The organism is Maribacter thermophilus (genome assembly GCF_001020565.1).
GTDB classification, from domain to species: domain Bacteria; phylum Bacteroidota; class Bacteroidia; order Flavobacteriales; family Flavobacteriaceae; genus Maribacter; species Maribacter thermophilus.
Genome location: NZ_LDAS01000001.1, coordinates 606,186 through 625,264 on the forward strand (window position 1 = coordinate 606,186; position 19,079 = coordinate 625,264).

The following is a 19,079-nucleotide window of genomic DNA, read 5'->3' on the forward strand; positions in this document are numbered from 1 at the left end:
GGTTTAAAAATAGACGCTTCTTAAAACCTGGGCAAATAAAAAACCACTCCTTTTAAGGAGTGGTTTTACTTTTGTTCAACAAAACAAAAGGGAAATCTGAATTAGTCAAAGGTGTAACCGTTATCTGCAGCTACCTTGTCGGCAATTTGTGTGCGCAAGGCCACTACATTAGGGTTGTTAGTGTATTTTGTAAAACGTTTTAGTCCCATAAGCATCATACGTTGCTCATCACCTTCGGCGAAAGAAACAATGGCTTCCTTACCTTTCTGGATCACAATATCGGTAGCCCTGTACAGGTATAATTTAGACATTGCGATTTGGGTAGCCTGTGAGTCTTCTCCAAAACGTTTGGCATTCTTTTCTGTTCTTAAGATAGCCGATTCCGCTAAATATACTTGGATCAAAATATCGGATGCGGCCATCAATAATTGTTGGTGCTTGTCTAACTCAGGACCAAATTTTTGCACGGCACTACCGGCAACCATCAAGAAAACCTTTTTTAGTCTTTTTAATAGGTCTTTTTCTTCAGCAAAAAGTTCAGAAAAATCTGGTGTATCAAAAGAAGGGATTCCCATAAGTTCTTCGCCAACGGCAGTAGCAGGGCCTAAAAGGTCTACATGGCCTTTCATGGCCTTTTTAACCAACATACCTACGGCCAACATACGGTTAATTTCGTTGGTTCCTTCATAGATTCTGGCTATTCGGGCATCTCTCCATGCAGATTCCATTGGGGTATCGGCACTAAAGCCCATTCCACCAAAAATCTGAATACCTTCATCTGTGGTGTGCTGCACATGCTCAGATACCGCTACCTTCAAAATAGAGCATTCAATGGCATATTCTTCCACTCCTTTTAATTCTGCTTCTTGGTGCGAATTGCCATCCGCTTCACGTATCGCTATTCTATCCTCGATATTTTTAGCGGCCCTATAGCAAGCAGATTCATCCACATATGCATTGGTGGCCATATCGGCAATTTTTGCTTTGATGGCCCCAAAGTTCACAATAGGCGTTTTAAACTGAATACGTTCATTAGCGTATTTAACGGCTTCGTTAATAACCCTTCTTTGAGCTTCTAAACAAGCGGCGGCCAATTTAATTCTACCAACATTTAGGGCATTCATGGCAATTTTGAAACCGTTTCCACGGGTAGAGAGCATATTCTCTACAGGAACCTTTGTTTCATTAAAGAATACCTGGCGGGTAGAAGAGGAGTGAATACCTAGTTTTTTCTCTTCATCACCAAGTGTTATTCCATTTTCAGGATTGTTTTCTACAATAAAGCCAGTGATGTTCTTATCATCTTCAATACGTGCGAATACGATGAACATGTTACAGAATCCCGCATTGGAAATCCACATTTTTTGACCTGTAATGCTGTAATATTTTCCATCATCGGACAGCACGGCTTTTGTTTTTCCGGAATTGGCGTCCGAACCGGCACCCGGTTCTGTTAGGCAATATGCCCCGAACCATTCTCCAGAGGCCAATTTTGGAACATATTTTTGTTTCTGTTCTTCGGTACCATAAAGGGTGATAGGCATGGTACCAATACCCGTATGTGCACCAAAAGCGGTACTAAAAGAGCCTGTGGCCCCAGAAATATAATCACAGACCAACATGGTAGATACAAATCCCATGCCCATTCCGCCGTAAGCTTCTGGTACGGCAACACTTAATAGACCAAGTTCACCGGCTTTTCGCATGGCTTCTTCGGTATAGGCGTAGTCTTTTTTCTCAAAACGTTCCCAGTGGGCCCAAAGTTCTCTGTCGACGAATTCTTTGGTGCTCTCACGCATCATTTTTTGCTCTTCGTTCAAGTCTTCTAAAGTAAAGACGTCTTCGCAATTGGTTTCTTTGACGAGGAATTGTCCTCCTCTAAGAATATCTTGTTTATTTTCGGTACTCATAATTATAATTCTTTTGTCTATTTCAAAAATTCAAAAATACCTGCAGCTCCCTGTCCGGTACCTACACACATGGTTACCAAACCATACTTGCCTTGCATAGAGCGCTTGCGCATCTCATCAAAAAGCTGAACGGATAATTTGGCTCCTGTACAACCCAATGGGTGGCCCAATGCTATGGCTCCTCCATTTACATTTACGATATCAGGATTTAGACCTAATTCGCGTATTACGGCGATGGACTGTGAGGCAAAGGCTTCGTTAAGTTCTATCAACTCTATATCCTCTTGTTTAAGACCGGCTTGTTTAAGAGCTTTTGGTACGGCGGCCACAGGGCCGATACCCATGATTCTCGGAGGAACGCCTGCTGCGGCATAATTTACCAAACGTGCTATAGGTTCAAGGTTCAACTCTTTTACCATATCTTCGCTCATTACCAATACAAAGGCGGCACCATCGCTCATTTGTGAGGAGTTACCTGCGGTAACACTACCATTAGCGGCAAAAACCGGACGTAATTTGTTCAACACTTCTACCGAAGTACCCTTTCGTGGTCCTTCGTCTTTCGTTACCGTATAGGTCTTGGTAGCTTTCTTACCATTAGAATCTATGTAGGTTTGTTCCACTTCTATAGGAACGATTTGATCTTGAAAACGATTTTCTTCTTGTGCCTTAAGGGCTTTCATATGGGAATTATAGGCAAATTCGTCTTGGTCTTCTCTAGAAACCTTGAATTCCTCGGCTACTGCCTCTGCGGTATTTCCCATTCCCCAATAGTAGTCTTCATGACCAGATTTTACCAAGTCGTAATTAAGTTCGGCCTTATAACCTGTCATGGGCACGGAACTCATGCTCTCGGCGCCACCTGCAATAATACAATCTGCCATTCCCGATTGAATTTTAGCCGTAGCTATACCGATAGTTTCAAGTCCCGAAGAACAAAAACGGTTTACCGTTACACCGGGTACATCTACAATATCCAATCCCATAAGGGAAATTAACCGTCCCATGTTAAGGCCTTGGGAACCTTCTGGCATTGCATTGCCCACAATTACGTCATCGATACGTTTCTTATCAAAGTCGGGCAGTTCTTTCATCATGTACTCTATTGTTTCGGCCGCAAGCTCATCCGTTCTTTTAAAACGGAAGACGCCCTTAGGGGCTTTTCCAACTGCAGTACGATACCCTTTTACTATATATGCTGTTTTCATTTTTTTAATTTCTAAGAGGTTTACCAGTCTTTAACATGTGTTGAATACGTTCCAAGGTTTTACGTTCGGTACATAAAGAAAGAAACGCTTCCCTTTCCAGATCCAATAAGTATTGCTCTGTTACCAAGGTAGGTTCCGATAGGTCACCACCCGCCATTACATAGGCCAATTTATTGGCTATTTTTTTATCGTGTTCACTTATATAATGGCTAGCTTCCATAGAGTCGGTACCTACCAAAAACATACCCAAGGCCTGTTTTCCAAGAACCTTTACATCCTTACGTTTGGGAGGCTGTGTATAGCCTGCTTCTGCCATAAGTTTTGCATAGGCTTTTGCGGTTGCTATCTGTCTGTCTTTGTTTACGACTACAATATCCTTCCCCTTTTGTAATATACCCATATCGTATGCCTCGTATGCCGAGGTAGATACTTTGGCCATACCAATGGTTAAAAAGTATTCTTGAAGAACATTTAATTCTACATCTCCTTTACGGAAAGTATCCGAAGCTCTTAAGGCAAATTCTTTAGAACCACCACCACCAGGGATGACCCCAACGCCAAATTCTACCAAACCTATATAGGTTTCGGCCGCTGCAACCACTTTGTCGGCATGTAAGGATAATTCACAACCACCTCCCAAAGTCATACCATGAGGGGCCGATACGGTAGGAATCGCAGAATAGCGCATTCGCATCATGGTGTCCTGGAACATTTTAATGGCCATGTTCAATTCATCGTATTCTTGCTCTACGGCCATCATAAAGATCATACCAATGTTCGCACCCACCGAGAAATTAGCTGCTTGGTTACCAATTACCAGGCCTTGAAAATCTTTTTCGGCCAAATCAATGGCTTTGTTCAACCCAGTGAGCACATCGCCACCAATAGTGTTCATTTTAGACTGAAACTCACAGTTTAAAATACCATCGCCCAAATCTTCTATAACAACACCGCTATTCTTGAATACTTCTTTAGATTTTCTAATGTTGTCTAGAATAATAAAGGCATCCTGTCCAGGTATTTTTACCATTTCCTTTTTAGGGATGTCATAAAAATAGGTAGCCCCATCTTTTACGGAATAGAAAGACTCTATGCCTTTTGCCTTCATTTCTGTAACCCAGGCAGCAGCTGTTTGGTTTTCGGCAGCAATAAACTCCAATCCCTTGTCAAGACCAATGGCATCCCAAATCTGGAAAGGGCCGTGTTCCCATCCAAATCCGGCTTTCATCGCATCATCTATCTTATAAAGCTCGTCTGTAATTTCTGGAATACGGTGAGACACATAGGCAAATAGCTGTCCGAAGCTTTTTCTGTAGAATTCCCCGGCTTTATCCTTTCCATTTACAAGAACAGAAAATCTATCTACTACTTTGTCAATGGTCTTGGTAAGTTCTAAAGTGGCAAATTTTGCGCTTTTTTTAGATCTATAGTCCATGGTATCCAAGTCTAAGGTCAAAATTTCACTTTTGCCTTTTTCTCCTTTAACCTTTTTATAAAATCCTTGACCTGTCTTACTTCCGAGCCATTTGTTCTCCATCATGGTTTGGATAAAGTCTGGCAGGGCGAACAGCTCATGGCGTTCATCGTCCTTACAGTTTTCCGAAATACCATTGGCAACATGCACCAAAGTATCCAAACCTACTACATCTACGGTGCGAAAAGTGGCAGATTTTGGCCTGCCGATAACGGGGCCGGTAAGTTTATCTACCTCTTCGACTGTCATGCCCAATTCTTTCACGGTATGAAACAAGCTCTGAATACTGAAAATACCCACACGGTTTCCAATAAAGGCCGGAGTGTCTTTTGCGACTACTGAAGTTTTTCCTAAAAACTTTTCGCCGTATCCGTTCAAGAACTCCAATACCTCGGGTGAGGTTTTTGGCCCTGGGATTATTTCGAATAATTTAAGGTACCTGGCAGGGTTAAAGAAGTGCGTGCCACAAAAATGTTTTTGAAAATCGTCACTTCTTCCCTCGCTCATGAATTTGATCGGAATACCCGAAGTGTTCGAAGTGATCAAAGTTCCAGGGGTTCTATACTTTTCCAAGTTTTCAAAAACCTGTTTTTTTATGTCTAATCGTTCTACAACAACCTCTATGATCCAGTCCACTTTGGCTACTTTAGAGATATCATCTTCTAAGTTTCCGGTAGTTATTCTATCCGCAAATTTCTGGTGATAGATAGGGGAGGGTTTCGATTTTAGAGCAGCTGTGAGCGAATCGTTCACGAGTCTGTTACGAACCACTTTGTCCGTTAATGTTAAGCCTTTCGCTTTTTCCTTGTCCGTTAGTTCTCTAGGAACAATGTCCAAGAGTAAAACCTCTACGCCAATGTTGGCGAAATGGCAAGCGATTCCACTTCCCATTATCCCGGAACCGATTACCGCTACTTTTTTAATGTGCTTGTTCATGAAATCTTAGCTGTATTAATGATTTGATGTATCTTTTGTATATATTTTTTTGTCCGCTATTAGCTTGTTTATCACATTGGTTACTTCAAAAAAGCCCTTTAGGCTTTCTTCGGAAACATGCTCTTTAACTACGTCATTGAACTTTAATACTACGTCTTTGGAGTCCTTTCTTTTTTCTAGTCCAAAATCGGTCAAGTGTATCAACACCCCACGTCCGTCGGAAGGATTTGGTTTTCTTTCTATTAGACCTTTTGCTTCCATACTTTTTAATATCCTAGAAAGACTGGTGGCTTCCATTCCCATCTTAGGGCCAAGGGAAGTAGAAGGGGTACCTGTTTTAGGATCTATACTTAATAATGTAAAACCTATGGCCATTGTTGTTTCAAAATGTTTAGCTTCTTCATTGTACATTCTAGCAACTGCTTGCCAAGTAGCACGAAGGGCGTAATCAATGGTGATTTCCTTCATATAGGATTTTTAGTTGGTTACCAAATATATGAAAATTTATTATGCATGCATAATAAATTAGTAAAATTTTGTTAGTTATTTTTTAAGTGAGGGTGGTGTTTTTTGTTCTTGTTAGATGGGAGGAAGGTTAGGGGCAAAAAAGCATATATGGAAAATTATTGCAATTTAGATTATGTATAATGTAAAGTATTAGGGAATAATTGTGGTTATCTGCAATAATATAGATATCGGCACAAAAAGGAAAACCTTTTGCGTATGGTACAAATTGTCGATAATAGTGTTAGTTGGCTATGGACAAAAATGGCTGTTAATGGAGCATCATTTTTGAATCTGCCAGAATGATCACAACCCCAGGTTAGTGAGTGGGGTCATGATTTTGTTAATGGCCATAAATGTCGTTGTATAGATTTATGTATTTTTCTTTGACTATTTTCCGTTTAAGTTTCATGGTAGGCGTAAGGTGGCCGGCATCAATACTCCATACATCCGGGGTTAGGCGGAACTGTTTTACTTTTTCCCATCTTGCAAATTGCTCATTGGCCAAATCAACTTCTTCTTGATACCTCTCCAATACCTTTGGATTAGAAATCAGATCTTCGTTGCTGGTAAACGAAATTCCTTTAAGTTTGGCCCAATCAGCCAAGAATTTGAAATCTGGCTGTATGAGGGCTGCTGGCATTTTTTCGCCTTCTCCTACGACCATCAATTCTTCTATAAAGCGAGATTGTTTAAACCGGTTCTCTAAAATTTGTGGTGCTACATATTTACCTCCCGAGGTTTTGAACATTTCTTTTTTACGGTCGGTAATTTTCAAAAAGCCTTCGGAATCTATTTCGCCGATATCACCAGTGTGAAAATATCCGTTTTTTAAGACCTCTTTCGTTTTTTCCGGATCTTTATAATAGCCAAGCATCACATTTGGACCTTTGCAGAGAATTTCTCCGTCGTCCGCTATTTTTACTTCTACCTTATCAATAATCTTACCAACGGTTCCAATTTTCCATCCTTTGCCTGCTACTTGGTTTACGGCAATTACAGGAGAGGTTTCGGTAAGTCCGTAACCTTCCATAACGGGTATACCGGCGGCTCCAAAAACTCTGGCAAGTCTAGTTTGTAATGCTGCGCTGCCCGAAACCATGGTGGTTAGGTTACCGCCCAATCCTTCTTTCCATTTGCTGAAGATTAGTTTTCTTGCTATGGACAGTTGCTTTTCGTACCACCAGCCATTGGCGCCATAAGGCTCGAACTTTAGTCCTATATTTACGGCCCAAAAGAACAACTTTTTCTTTATGCCTGTTAGTTCGCTTCCTCTGGCTATAATGGCGTCGTAAACTTTTTCTAACAGTCTTGGTACCACGGTCATGACATTGGGTTTCACCTCTTTTAGGTTGTCACTGATTTTATCGAGCCCTTCCGCAAAATGAATTTGGATACTGCAATATTGGTAGAGGTACAAGATCATACGTTCAAAAATATGGCAGACCGGAAGAAAGCTTAAGGCGCTTGCGCCCTGATCAAAAGGAACACGCATTTTACTGGCCACTACATCAGATACGATATTGTCATGTGATAGCATTACCCCTTTGGGCTTACCTGTTGTACCAGAGGTATAGATAAGTGTGGCCAACTGGTCGGGTGTTACCATTTCCTTTAATTTTTCAACTTCGGGCTGATTGGACTCATCTTCTCCCAAATCAAGAATGTCTTGCCAATTGTCGCAATTTTCTATCTTATTGAAACTATAGATTTTTGTAAGGTGTTTTAGGTTTGATTTAATGGCATTGACCTTTGTTAGTACTTCATCACAAGAGACAAAGCAGTATTTTGCTTCAGAATGGTTCAGGATATATTCATAATCTTCTTCCGATATGGTCGGGTAGATTGGAACGGTCTGTGCTCCTAATTGTAATATTCCAATATCCATAATATTCCATTCCGTACGATTGGTCAATGATATTATAGCTATTTTATCGTTTGGTTTTACACCAAGCCTTAGCAGGCCACGACTTATGGTATTGGCCTTTTTTATATACTCTTCGGTTGAAGTGGCCAACCACTTTCCATCATATTTGGTAACCAGAGCTTTTTCCAAAGGATAGTTTTCCAATTGGTAATACGGAAAATCGAATAGGCGGGTAACTTTTTGCATACTTGGATTCTATAAACTTTATTGCAAAATAATGAAAGAACTCGGTACTTTAAAATTGTATTGACAAATTTAATAGGGGTAGATTATATATTCTATAATTAAAATAAATGTCTTTGTGCAAGGTATGGCTTTGTTGTTTCAATGCAACAATTTGTAGTTTAGGGTATTATGATATTTTTTTTAGAATTAAAAGAGAAAGGGTCTGCAATAGGTTATTATTTCTGTTTTATCATAATTTTAGCAGAAACATATTTGAAATAAAGCCTTTGTGAAGACTCAATTCAATTGAGGGATTGTTCTTTTCTATTTCAAAGATGTTAATTTTTGGGTACGTATTAGACTTCAAAATACATTTATTTTGATACGCACAAATTCTATTTTAAACAGGTAATTTTGCAAAATTACCTGTTTAAAATCCATTCTTTTGCATTGATAAATGCTTCTAACCACGGTGAAACTTCATCATTTCTGTCCGAGGGATAATAAGCCCAATTCCATGGGAAGATAGAGCGCTCTATATGGGGCATGGTGACCAAGTGTCTTCCTGTTTTATCGCACAGCATCGCAGTATTAAAATCACTGCCATTAGGATTTGCGGGATAACCTTCGTATCCATATTTGGCAACTATGTTATAGTCGTTCTCCGATTTAGGCAACTTAAACTTTCCTTCACCATGAGAGATCCAAACGCCTAAGGTGGCGCCTTCTAAAGATGAGAGCATTATAGAATTATTCTTCTGTATTTTTACGGATGTAAAATTACTCTCGTGTTTATGAGAATCGTTATACGTCATTTTTCCGTGCATATCATGTTCCGGATTTATTAAATCCAGTTCCATAAATAACTGACATCCATTACATATGCCTACGGAAAGGGTATCGGGCCTTGCAAAGAAATCCTTTATGACCTTATTAGCTTTTTCGTTATACTTTATGGCTCCTGCCCAACCTTTGGCGCTTCCCAAAACGTCTGAATTGGAGAAACCACCTACGGCACCTAAAAATTGAATATCTTCCAATGTTTCACGTCCAGAGATAAGGTCGGTCATATGTACGTCCTTAACATCAAAACCGGCCAAGTACATGGCATTTGCCATTTCTCTTTCAGAATTGCTTCCTTTTTCCCTTAAAATTGCTGCTTTTGGTCTTTTTGCTGTTTCTTCTTGAGAACGGTTTGGTAGGTTTAGTTTGTTTGTAGTCGGAAAAATATAGGTTAAGGATTGGTTTTTATAGTTATCGTATCTATCCTTTGCCAAACCGTTAGCGGTCTGTTTATTATCTAACAAGAAAGAGGTTTTGTACCATGTATCTCGTAAAGAGGCAATATTGAGTCCCATTTCCATCCCTCCGTTTTTAACGGTCAAAGTGCCCTCAGGGACAACATTTCCAATTTTAACGGCCTCTATTCCGGCAGTAGCCATCTCTTTTTCGAAGCTATTATCTTTTGCCTGTACTACGATACCTGCATTTTCTGAAAACAACAATTTTATGGTGTCGTTTTCTTTTAATCCCGATAGATCTAAAGTAGCCCCCAGATTTTTATCGGCGAAACATAGCTCCAATAAGGTGGTGATCAATCCGCCAGATGCAACATCATGACCGGCAGAGACTTGTCCTTTTTTGATTGAAGTTTGCATCGCATCGAAAGCCTTTTTAAAATATGCGTCATCTTTAATGGTGGGCGCTTCGTTTCCGATAGCATTTCTTACTTGAGAAAAAGAAGAACCACCTAGTTTAAATGTATCTTTTGATAGGTTTATGTAATAAATAGGTCCTCCGTCTTTTTGCAAAACGGGTTCTATTACGTTGTTGATATCATTGCAGTTTCCTGCAGCTGAAATAACTACGGTTCCTGGGGCAATTACCTCCTCATTTTTATATTTCTGTTTCATGGAAAGGGAATCCTTTCCTGTAGGTACGTTAATACCTAGGGCAATCGAAAATTCGGAAACAGCCTTTACCGCTTCGTATAATCTGGCATCTTCACCTTCATTTTTACATGGCCACATCCAGTTTGCGGAAAGGGATACCGATTTTAGACCATCTTTTAAAGGGGCCCAAATAATATTCGTAAGGGCTTCCGCAATACTGTTCTTGCTACCCGCCGAAGGGTCTATTAATCCGGAAATAGGGGAGTGGCCTATACTTGTGGCTATGCCTTCCTTACCTTTAAAATCCAGCGCCATTACACCTAAGTTGTTCAAAGGTAGCTGCAATGGGCCTGCACACTGTTGTTTGGCCACACGGCCTCCGACGCAACGGTCTACCTTGTTGGTAAGCCAATCTTTACAAGCTACCGCTTCCAATTGTAGTACCTGTTCTAAATAATCGTGGAAAAACTCCAAAGAGTATTCGGGGTTTGCATACGTTCTGGATACCGAATTGTCTTGCATGATGGTTTTTGGTGAACTGCCAAAAATGTCACTTAACTTAACATCCATCGGTTTTTCTCCGGTAGTTTTTGATTCGAAGGTAAAACGGTCGTCTCCGGTTACGTCTCCTACCTCGTACATTGGAGATCGTTCTCGGTCTGCAATTCGTTTTAAAAGATCAGCACCTTCATCGCCAATAACCAAGCCCATACGTTCTTGCGATTCGTTTCCTATGATTTCTTTTGCCGATAGGGTGGGGTCGCCCACTGGTAATTTATCCAAATCTATTTTACCGCCTGTTTCTTCTACCAGTTCAGATAAACAGTTTAGATGGCCTCCAGCTCCATGGTCATGGATGGAAACAATAGAATTTTTGTCTCCCTCTACCATTCCTCTTATGGCATTGGCGGCTCTTTTCTGCATTTCGGGGTTTGATCGCTGTATTGCGTTTAACTCTATGGCAGAACTAAACTCTCCCGTATCGGCACTGGAAACTGCAGCTCCGCCCATTCCTATCCTGTAGTTGTCACCGCCAAGTATTACTATTTTATCTCCTTTTTCCGGAGTTTCTTTAATAGCTTGGTCTATTTTTCCATAACCGATGCCACCAGCCTGCATAATTACTTTGTCGTACCCCAATTTTCTTGGTTTGGCGCCACTAACAGAAGTGTTTTCATCGTGTTCGAATGTTAGCACGGAACCCGAAATTAAGGGTTGGCCAAATTTGTTTCCAAAATCGGAAGCTCCATTGGATGCTTTTATAAGAATATCCATAGGGGTTTGGTACAGCCATTTTCTTTCTTCCATACCTTGTTCCCATGGTCTTTCTTTTTCCAATCTTGACAGGGCTGTCATGTAAACAGCTGTTCCCGCTAAGGGTAAAGAGCCTTTTCCGCCCGCCAATCTATCTCTGATTTCGCCTCCAGAACCTGTGGCTGCTCCATTAAAAGGTTCCACGGTAGTTGGAAAGTTATGTGTTTCAGCTTTCAGGGAGATTACGGATTCAAATTCCTTTTCTTCATAAAAATCGGGTTTGTCCGCCGATTTTGGGGCAAATTGAACGACTTTGGGGCCTTTTAAAAAGGCAACATTGTCTTTATATGCAGATACAATATCATTTTTGTTTTCCTCAGATGTTTTCTTGATCAGTTTAAAAAGACTGGAAGGCATCTCTTTGCCGTCGACAATAAAAGTACCATTGAATATTTTATGTCTGCAGTGTTCGGAGTTTACCTGACTAAAACCAAAAACTTCCGAATCGGTAAGTTTTCTTCCCATTTTATTAGATAACCTTTTAAGGTAATCTACTTCCTCATCACTTAAGGCCAGGCCTTCTTGAATATTGTAGGCAGCTATATCATCTATTTCCAAAACGGGCTCTGGCTGTACGTCTACGGTAAATATATCTTGCCCCAAACCGTTGAATTTCTGAAAAAGCATGGGGTCAAAATCATTGAAGCTCTCCGTAACCACATTAAATTCTTCGATTCTAATAATGCCGTCTATACCCATGTTTTGGGTAATTTCTACGGCATTGGTGCTCCATGGCGTAATCATGGCTGCTCTTGGGCCAACAAAAAAGGCGTCAAGAGACGCCACGTTTATTTTTGGTTGATTCCCAAACAACCAGACAAGTTTTTGTTCGTTGTGGGAAGTAATATCTTTAGTGGTTTGGACGGCAAAAATCTTAGTTGCCAAATCTCCGAAGAAGTGAATCATATCAGCTTGGTTCTTTATCAAAAATGGAAAATGCAAAATTACGATTTTATGCTAGATTTAAACAGATGTTCACCAACAGTTTTCAACGGTAATTGTTGATATTTAAAGAAGGAGGTTAGGGCAGATTACCGGCCTTTATCAATACGGTGTCGGTCTGTATCTCAAAGCGTATCCAGCTATTTAAAGCTATTCCGTTGGTATAATACCCTCCCAGTGCATATTCTTTAGAACCATCGGCATGGTTAAATGTTAGGGTATAGCTACCGTCGGTACGAGTATTTTTCATTTTTAAAAATCCCTTGGCGCTTTTATTAGGAGCAATACTTTTGATAACGGAACTGTCCACCTTTTCAGAAGTAGAGATAACAATATCGTTTATGGTACTATTTGAATTATTTACAATTTTATAATTGATGCCGTTTTCTTTTATAAGATCACAAGAAAACAATAGAGGTAATATGAGCAAAAAAAATACTTTTTTCATATATGGAGGTATTTTATGAATGTTTCTATCAAAGATAAGGGAATGTAAAAATGACATAAATAAATTTTGGAAAACATAAAAAAAATTCTGTCTGAAGTGGATTTTGGCAATAATTTTTAAATGCCATATATGTAAGTGTTTATTTCAGTATCTTTTAAGGGCTAATTCAATAACCGACCAAAAAAAATGACTAAAAAGAGCATATTCGTTACGTTATCATTTTGTTGTATTGTCCTATATACTGCAACCGCACAAAAAAAATATTCCAAAAAACAAATTGCCAAATTAAAATCTGAAGTAGCTACTGTCGTAGAGGATAATAAAAAGCAGGTCCAAGTAATGGTAGACAAAGTGTTCAGCTTTGCGGAATTAGGTTTTCAAGAGGTTGAATCTTCAAAATACCTTACAGGTATCTTAGAGGCAAACGGATTTGAAATAACACATTCAATCTCTGGGATCCCTACAGCATGGTTTGCAAAATGGAGTAATGGGGAAGGCCCTGTAATCGCTTTGGGAAGTGATGTTGACTGTATACCCAAGGCATCACAATATCCTGGGGTAGCGTATCACAAACCAATTGTTGAGGGAGCTCCTGGACATGGAGAGGGACATAATGCCGGTAATCCTTTGAACATTTCCGCGGCACTTGCGGTAAAGAAAATTATGGAAAGGGAGAATATTGGTGGAACACTTATACTCTGGCCTGGCATTGCGGAAGAATTGGTAGCCGCAAAGGCATGGTATGTTCGCGATGGACTATTTGATGATATTGATATGTGTATATTTACCCATGTTGGAAATAACTTAGGGGTATCTTATGGTCCTACAAGGGGTACGGGACTAATATCCGTAGAATATGCCTTTGAGGGGGAATCGGCTCATTCTGCCGGTGCTCCGTGGAGGGGAAGAAGTGCTTTGGATGCGGCGGAGCTCATGAATGTTGCATGGAACTATAAACGTGAACATCTACACCCCTTAAAGCGTTCCCATTCTATTTTTACAGATGCTGGTGACCAGCCCAATGTGGTACCTTCTAAAGCTGCCATCTGGTTTTATTTTAGGGATATTAAGTACGAGGGAATCATGGAAATGTATGAGATGGCCAATGACATGGCAAAAGGTGCGGCTTTGATGACGGGAACAAAAATGACCTCGAAAATATTAGGGACCGCATGGCCAAGGCATTATAATAAGGTGATTGCAGAGACCATGTACGAAAATATGAAAAATGTAGGGTTGCCCCAGTGGTCCGAAGCGGATCAAGCGCTTGCAAAAGCTGTACAGACAGAGGTAAGTTCGGAAAAAATTGAAGGGCTGGCTACCGAACTTTCGCCTTTAGGTTTGCCCGTAGAAGAGCCTGTGAGCGGGGGGTCCGATGATATTGGTGATGTTTCTTGGAAAGTGCCTACGGTAACTCTTCGTTTTCCGTCCAATATCCCCGGCCTACCAGGACATCATTGGAGCAATGCCATTGCCATGGCTACACCTATAGCCCATAAAGGAGTGGTAGCCGGAGCTAAGGCCGAAGCAATGACCATTGTCGATTTTCTTTTAAAACCCGAATTGTTGGAGGGGGCCTGGGACTACTTTAAAAATGTACAGCAAAAGGAGACATCTTATAAACCTATGATTTCGGAGAACGATATGCCTCCCATATATTTAAATGCTGATAAGCAGTCACAGTTTAGAGATAGGTTAGAGAAGTTTTACTATGATGAAACAAAATATGAAAACTATCTAGAGCAATTGGGGGTCGATTACCCTACATTGCAAAAGTAGATTTCAAGTCTTTTTAATGGTCTTGTTTTTAGACTCAAGTTTATAGATGGTGTTTATATGAAATATAGACTGTGTTCATTATTTTTGTTTTCTGACAACATTTAATTAGAATGAAAAAGGAAACATCCTCTAAGAGCAAACCTATTTCTGATTCATGTCCCGTTGCATTCTGTATGGAAGCGATCGGGGGCAAATGGAAACCCATCATAATTTTCCGTATTTCAAAAGGAATAAATCGTTTTACGGTGCTAATGAGGAATATAGACGGCATTAATAAACAAATGCTGAGCAAACAATTGAAAGAAATGGAGAAATCAGGTATTTTAGAAAGAAAGATTTTTCCAGAAATACCACCCCGTGTAGAGTATTCCCTGACCACTAAAGGAAAGTCGCTTTTGCCTGTAATACAGTCAATGAACAAATGGGGGTTAAAACATATGCCAGGCGTTAAAACGATTAAAAAAGATGAAAATCAGCAATTGCCGTTATTTGACTGAGCAACTTAGGCCTTTTTCTCTAATAGTGCCATATAAAACCCATCATAACCGCTTTTAGAGGCATAGATCTTTTTTTCTTTTATTAAAGAAAAGTCACTGCCTTCCTCAGAGGTCAAAAATGATTTTACTTGATCATTGTTTTCTTGTGGCAATATAGAACAGGTGGCGTAAACAACCTTTCCTCCAGGTTTTGTTATTTTGCTATAGCTACGAAGAATCTCTTGTTGCGTTTTTGTGATCTTGTCCAAAAACTCTGGTTGTAATTTCCATTTGGTATCCGGATTTCTCCGAATAACGCCAAGACCCGTACATGGGGCATCTATTAAGACCCTGTCGGCACTACCATATAGTTTTTTAATGACTTTGGTAGAGGTAATCTCTCTTGGTTCTATATTGTGGGCTCCGTTACGTCTGGCGCGTCGCTTTAACTCCTTAAGTTTGCTACCGTAGATATCCATGGCGATCAACTGTCCCTTGTTTTCCATTAAAGCGGCAAGGTGTAAAGATTTACCTCCTGCACCAGCACAAGTATCTACGACACGTTGGCCCGGTTTTACGTCTAAAAATGCGGCGACCAGTTGAGAGGAAGCATCCTGTACTTCAAAAAAGCCATTTTTAAAACATTGTGTTACAAAAACATTGGCTCTTTCCGGTAACCTAAGGGCATTTGGGTACCCTTTTATGGGTTCTGTAACAATACCTTCGTCCAATAAGGCCTTTCTCAGGTTTTCTTTGGTAGTTTTTAAGGTGTTGGTTCGTAGAATTACTTCTGCGGGCTCGTTCAATTTTGCTATTTCTGCGGTCCAAAGCTTTTCTCCCAAGGCTTTTTCGCATAGCTCATCTATCCAATCGGGGACAGCTTCCCTATATTTTCTGATTTTTGATAGTTCATCGAATTTTCCCTTGATACGCCTTTCTGGGGTAGGCTCTATTTGTTTCCAATCGGGTAAATTAATTCCCTTTAAAACTGCCCATACCGCCCACATACGAAAAAGATCAGGCCGGCTAAAAGGTGCTTTTACATCCGCTATTTCACTGTAAAGTCTTTTGTAACGGACCATTTCATATGTGGTCTCCGCGATGAAACCGCGATCACGTGCTCCCCACCTTTTATCAAATTTTAATACCTTTTGTACTACTTTATCAGCATATTCGCCTTCGTTAAAAATTAAGTTTAACGCATCTATGACGGCGAATACCAAGTTCCTGTGCAATTTCATTATAAAAAATTAAGGGTGCAAAGGTATTGTTTTAGAGTTGATTCCATTTATTTTTGAGAAACTTTGTACATATGCGACCATTTATACTTCTTTTGTTTGTAGCCTGTTTGTTCTCTTGTAACAATTCTAAGGAAACTTTTGTTTTTTCAGAAATTAGCGTTGAAGATGTTTATATAGATTCTGTAAGTATCAGGGCCATAGAATTTTTAGACGATAATACATTGGCTTTTGCCGGAAGTAACGGAATCTACGGTACCGTAGATGTTTTAAGTGGAAAAGTACGTACCAATGTAATGAAATATGACTCTGTAATCCCTGAGTTTAGGTCCGTGGCCCATACATCTTCCGATTTTTTTATGTTGTCGGTAGCAAGTCCTGCGTTGCTTTATAAGACGGGTAATAAAGGACGTATGAATTTGGTATATAAAGAAGCAGGGGAGGCCGTCTTTTATGACGCCATGAAATTTTGGAACGATCATGAGGGTATTGCGGTCGGAGATACCGTAGATGGTTGTTTAAGTGTAATTATTACTAGGGATGGAGGAAAATCTTGGGTAAAATTATCTTGCGATATGTTACCCCCATCTGTTGGAGAAGAGGGGGCCTTTGCCGCAAGTAACACGAATATTGAAATTATAGGGGATAGTACTTGGTTGGCGACCACGGCCGGCCGTATTTATTTTTCGGGGGATAAGGGCGTACATTGGAAGGTTGTTGAAACGCCAATGCAAAATAGCGGGCCAACACGGGGTATTTATTCTATTGATTTTTATGATGCAAAAACAGGTTTTGCAATCGGAGGTGATTATACAAAACCAAATGAAAACAAGAGGAACAAAATGTTTACTAAAGACGGTGGACTTACCTGGGAACTGGTGGCCGATGGTGCTCCCCCTGTCTATAAGAGTTGCGTGCAATATGTTCCCGGTTTTGCAGGAAAAGGTTTGGTAGCTGTTGGTTTTACCGGAATTTCCTATTCTAACGATGGGGGAAAGAGCTGGATCCAGCTTAGTGACGACAGCTTTTATACCATTCGATTTTTAAATGACAAAGTTGCGTATGCAGCTGGTAAGAACAGAATATCAAAGCTTGTTTTTAAGTAAGTAGAGTATGGTTTTTATACCATGTTAATAGAGTGTGTTCAATTAAAAAGAAAAGGAGCTCTAAGGCTCCTTTTAATAATTGCATGTCTATAAAATTATCGTCCGCCTCTGTTTTTGCGGTACTGTTTTATCAGTTGACGCTTAAAATCTTCTTCTGACTGCATTAAGCTCAATGTTTTTTTAGCGGAGATAACTTTGCTTACCTCTTTAAGGTAAACCTTGTCCAGTTCTTCTTCTTCCTCTTCTATTTTAATGTATTCGTCCAATAGGTTTTGGGCCTCTTTTTCAGATAAAGAACCGGTATCCTTAAATTTATTCCTGAGTTCAGTACGTCTTTTACGGTGTAAAGCCTCCCTTTTTTCTTCATATTTGTTATATACCGGCCAAAATTCTTGTGCCTCTTTTGGGGTTAGCTCTAGGCGTTCTGTTATAAAGGCAACCTTTAGGGTTTTTATTTTTTCTCTTGATTTATCTTGGGCATTAGAGGTAACCGTAAACAACAGCAATGCAAATAATAGTAGCTTATTCATTGTTTTCAATATTTAATTCTTCTAGGTCTTCAACATTTTCATTAAGATAATCCAATATGTTTTCTTCGTTCATTGGAGTATCCATAAAATCATATATCTCCATACCGTCTACAGGGATTACTTCTGCAATTTCATCAACGGATAGGTTTAGGTCGTGGTTTTCAAAATAGTTCTCTATATCCGAGTTGGCCAAATCGGTAAACTCTATACCATCTTTAGGGTTCCAATCAATGCCTATTGCCATTAGAACAAGAGCGGCAATAGAAGCGGCTATGCCTATGAACTTTTTGTAACTTTTTAATTGAATTACCTTAGGTTCAGTTTCTTTCTTGATTTTGGCATTTAGTTTGGACTGGAAATTGTCAAAATAAGAAGGGGGAACGGTAAAACCTGTATTTTCTGGAATACGGGAAGTTTCCTTGGAAAGTTTGTCCATTAAATTATCCTCTAAGTTATCAAAATAACCTTTTGGAGTGCTAAATGGGTTTTTGTCTAAATTCTTTCTTTTCATCTTATTGTTATGACTACCAATTATTTAAATGGTTTAATCTTGAGTTAAATAATTTTCTAATTTTTTTACGGCTAAATGATAAGAGGCTTTTAACCCTCCGACGGAGATGTTTAATATTTCGGATATTTCCTCATATTTTAAATCTTCGAAGTATTTCATGTTAAAGACCAATTTTTGTTTTTCAGGCAATGTTGCAATGGCCTTCTGAAGCTTTAACTGAATGTCGTCTCCTTCAAAATATACATCTGCCTGGAGGTTTTCTACCATTTTTTCTTGATAGTCAACGTCGCTGATACCAAGTTTTTTTGTTTTTTGCTTTAAAAAACTCAAGGCTTCATTGGTAGCGATCCTATACATCCAGGAAAATAATTTGCTATCTCCTTTAAAACCTTCGATATTCCTAAATACTTTTATAAAAGTATTCTGTAAAACATCGTCGGCATCATCGTGATTTAGTACAATTCTACGTATATGCCAATACAAACGTTCTTTATAAGTGCTCACAAGCACTTCAAAAGCATGTGCCTGTGTATCTTTTGACTTTAATTCCTTTACTAAAGTTTCCTCTGCAATCAACGGAATATGTTTTGTTTATTAGACATTTATAATTGGAAAAGGTTTAATGTTAGTTCTTAAAATCAACAAAAACCTTTTTTAGCAACCTATTGCTAATTTCTTCTATATGCTCCGACAAAACGGTTTTATATAGTTTAACACAT

General features: G+C 39.5%; 14 protein-coding genes. 3 read left to right on the top strand and 11 right to left on the bottom strand.

Annotation, left to right across the window (positions count from 1 at the left end; genetic code table 11):
* Positions 1-101: 101 nt before the first annotated feature.
* The 7 genes from AB657_RS02540 to AB657_RS02570 all read right to left on the bottom strand — a co-directional run bounded on the left by AB657_RS02540 (position 102) and on the right by AB657_RS02570 (position 12,720).
* The gene (locus AB657_RS02540; RefSeq protein ID WP_047245057.1) at positions 102-1,910 is read right to left on the bottom strand and encodes an acyl-CoA dehydrogenase family protein; all 1,809 of its coding nucleotides are present in this window, start codon (positions 1,908-1,910) and stop codon (positions 102-104) included.
* Between the two features lie 17 nt (positions 1,911-1,927).
* Positions 1,928-3,118 (bottom strand): acetyl-CoA C-acyltransferase, encoded by a 1,191-nt coding sequence (locus AB657_RS02545; RefSeq protein WP_047245058.1) that lies wholly within the window; start codon positions 3,116-3,118, stop codon positions 1,928-1,930.
* Between the two features lie 4 nt (positions 3,119-3,122).
* A complete protein-coding gene (locus AB657_RS02550) occupies positions 3,123-5,528 on the bottom strand; it encodes a 3-hydroxyacyl-CoA dehydrogenase/enoyl-CoA hydratase family protein (protein WP_047245059.1) in 2,406 nt (801 codons plus the stop codon).
* Between the two features lie 15 nt (positions 5,529-5,543).
* On the bottom strand, positions 5,544-5,996 hold the full coding sequence (locus AB657_RS02555; RefSeq protein WP_047245060.1) for a MarR family winged helix-turn-helix transcriptional regulator: 453 nt from the start codon (positions 5,994-5,996) through the stop codon (positions 5,544-5,546).
* Between the two features lie 379 nt (positions 5,997-6,375).
* Positions 6,376-8,145 carry an AMP-dependent synthetase/ligase gene (locus AB657_RS02560; protein WP_047245061.1) on the bottom strand — a complete coding sequence of 590 codons (1,770 nt, stop codon included), beginning with the start codon at positions 8,143-8,145 and terminating at the stop codon, positions 6,376-6,378.
* A gap of 401 nt (positions 8,146-8,546) precedes the next feature.
* Positions 8,547-12,236 carry a phosphoribosylformylglycinamidine synthase gene (gene purL, locus AB657_RS02565; RefSeq protein WP_047245062.1) on the bottom strand — a complete coding sequence of 1,230 codons (3,690 nt, stop codon included), beginning with the start codon at positions 12,234-12,236 and terminating at the stop codon, positions 8,547-8,549.
* Positions 12,237-12,351: 115 nt separating this feature from the next.
* Positions 12,352-12,720, bottom strand: a complete 369-nt coding sequence (locus AB657_RS02570) for a hypothetical protein (RefSeq protein WP_047245063.1) — start codon at positions 12,718-12,720, stop codon at positions 12,352-12,354.
* 186 nt (positions 12,721-12,906) lie between these two features.
* Between AB657_RS02570 and AB657_RS02575 the strand changes: the two genes are divergently transcribed.
* Together AB657_RS02575 and AB657_RS02580 are read left to right on the top strand one after the other, a co-directional pair.
* Positions 12,907-14,499 (top strand): amidohydrolase, encoded by a 1,593-nt coding sequence (locus AB657_RS02575; RefSeq protein ID WP_047245064.1) that lies wholly within the window; start codon positions 12,907-12,909, stop codon positions 14,497-14,499.
* A gap of 110 nt (positions 14,500-14,609) precedes the next feature.
* The gene (locus AB657_RS02580) at positions 14,610-14,996 is read left to right on the top strand and encodes a winged helix-turn-helix transcriptional regulator (RefSeq protein ID WP_047245065.1); all 387 of its coding nucleotides are present in this window, start codon (positions 14,610-14,612) and stop codon (positions 14,994-14,996) included.
* A 5-nt stretch (positions 14,997-15,001) separates the two neighbouring features.
* Here the strand turns inward: AB657_RS02580 and AB657_RS02585 are convergent, their stop codons facing one another.
* Positions 15,002-16,216, bottom strand: coding sequence for an RsmB/NOP family class I SAM-dependent RNA methyltransferase (locus AB657_RS02585; protein ID WP_047245066.1), 1,215 nt, complete (start codon positions 16,214-16,216; stop codon positions 15,002-15,004).
* Positions 16,217-16,287: 71 nt separating this feature from the next.
* Between AB657_RS02585 and AB657_RS02590 the strand changes: the two genes are divergently transcribed.
* Positions 16,288-17,319: a WD40/YVTN/BNR-like repeat-containing protein gene (locus AB657_RS02590; protein WP_047245067.1), complete on the top strand. Its 1,032-nt coding sequence runs from the start codon at positions 16,288-16,290 to the stop codon at positions 17,317-17,319.
* Between the two features lie 95 nt (positions 17,320-17,414).
* Here AB657_RS02590 and AB657_RS02595 read toward each other — a convergent pair whose 3' ends face one another.
* From AB657_RS02595 to AB657_RS02605, 3 genes are read right to left on the bottom strand one after another with little or no spacing between them, the layout of a single operon-like run.
* Positions 17,415-17,849 carry a hypothetical protein gene (locus AB657_RS02595; protein WP_047245068.1) on the bottom strand — a complete coding sequence of 145 codons (435 nt, stop codon included), beginning with the start codon at positions 17,847-17,849 and terminating at the stop codon, positions 17,415-17,417.
* A complete protein-coding gene (locus AB657_RS02600; RefSeq protein ID WP_047245069.1) occupies positions 17,842-18,360 on the bottom strand; it encodes a hypothetical protein in 519 nt (172 codons plus the stop codon). The genes AB657_RS02595 and AB657_RS02600 overlap by 8 nt, the downstream gene beginning before the upstream one ends.
* Positions 18,361-18,393: 33 nt before the next feature.
* The gene (locus AB657_RS02605) at positions 18,394-18,936 is read right to left on the bottom strand and encodes an RNA polymerase sigma factor (protein ID WP_047245070.1); all 543 of its coding nucleotides are present in this window, start codon (positions 18,934-18,936) and stop codon (positions 18,394-18,396) included.
* Positions 18,937-19,079: the final 143 nt, after the last annotated feature.

Bases quoted from the DNA above. Each gene is read 5' to 3' on its own strand.
- AB657_RS02540 (WP_047245057.1), bottom strand. From the start codon at position 1,910: ATGAGTACCGAAAATAAACAAGATATTCTTAGAGGAGGACAATTCCTC.
- AB657_RS02545 (WP_047245058.1), bottom strand. From the start codon at position 3,118: ATGAAAACAGCATATATAGTAAAAGGGTATCGTACTGCAGTTGGAAAA.
- AB657_RS02550 (WP_047245059.1), bottom strand. From the start codon at position 5,528: ATGAACAAGCACATTAAAAAAGTAGCGGTAATCGGTTCCGGGATAATG.
- AB657_RS02555 (WP_047245060.1), bottom strand. From the start codon at position 5,996: ATGAAGGAAATCACCATTGATTACGCCCTTCGTGCTACTTGGCAAGCA.
- AB657_RS02560 (WP_047245061.1), bottom strand. From the start codon at position 8,145: ATGCAAAAAGTTACCCGCCTATTCGATTTTCCGTATTACCAATTGGAA.
- purL (WP_047245062.1), bottom strand. From the start codon at position 12,236: ATGATTCACTTCTTCGGAGATTTGGCAACTAAGATTTTTGCCGTCCAA.
- AB657_RS02570 (WP_047245063.1), bottom strand. From the start codon at position 12,720: ATGAAAAAAGTATTTTTTTTGCTCATATTACCTCTATTGTTTTCTTGT.
- AB657_RS02575 (WP_047245064.1), top strand. From the start codon at position 12,907: ATGACTAAAAAGAGCATATTCGTTACGTTATCATTTTGTTGTATTGTC.
- AB657_RS02580 (WP_047245065.1), top strand. From the start codon at position 14,610: ATGAAAAAGGAAACATCCTCTAAGAGCAAACCTATTTCTGATTCATGT.
- AB657_RS02585 (WP_047245066.1), bottom strand. From the start codon at position 16,216: ATGAAATTGCACAGGAACTTGGTATTCGCCGTCATAGATGCGTTAAAC.
- AB657_RS02590 (WP_047245067.1), top strand. From the start codon at position 16,288: ATGCGACCATTTATACTTCTTTTGTTTGTAGCCTGTTTGTTCTCTTGT.
- AB657_RS02595 (WP_047245068.1), bottom strand. From the start codon at position 17,849: ATGAATAAGCTACTATTATTTGCATTGCTGTTGTTTACGGTTACCTCT.
- AB657_RS02600 (WP_047245069.1), bottom strand. From the start codon at position 18,360: ATGAAAAGAAAGAATTTAGACAAAAACCCATTTAGCACTCCAAAAGGT.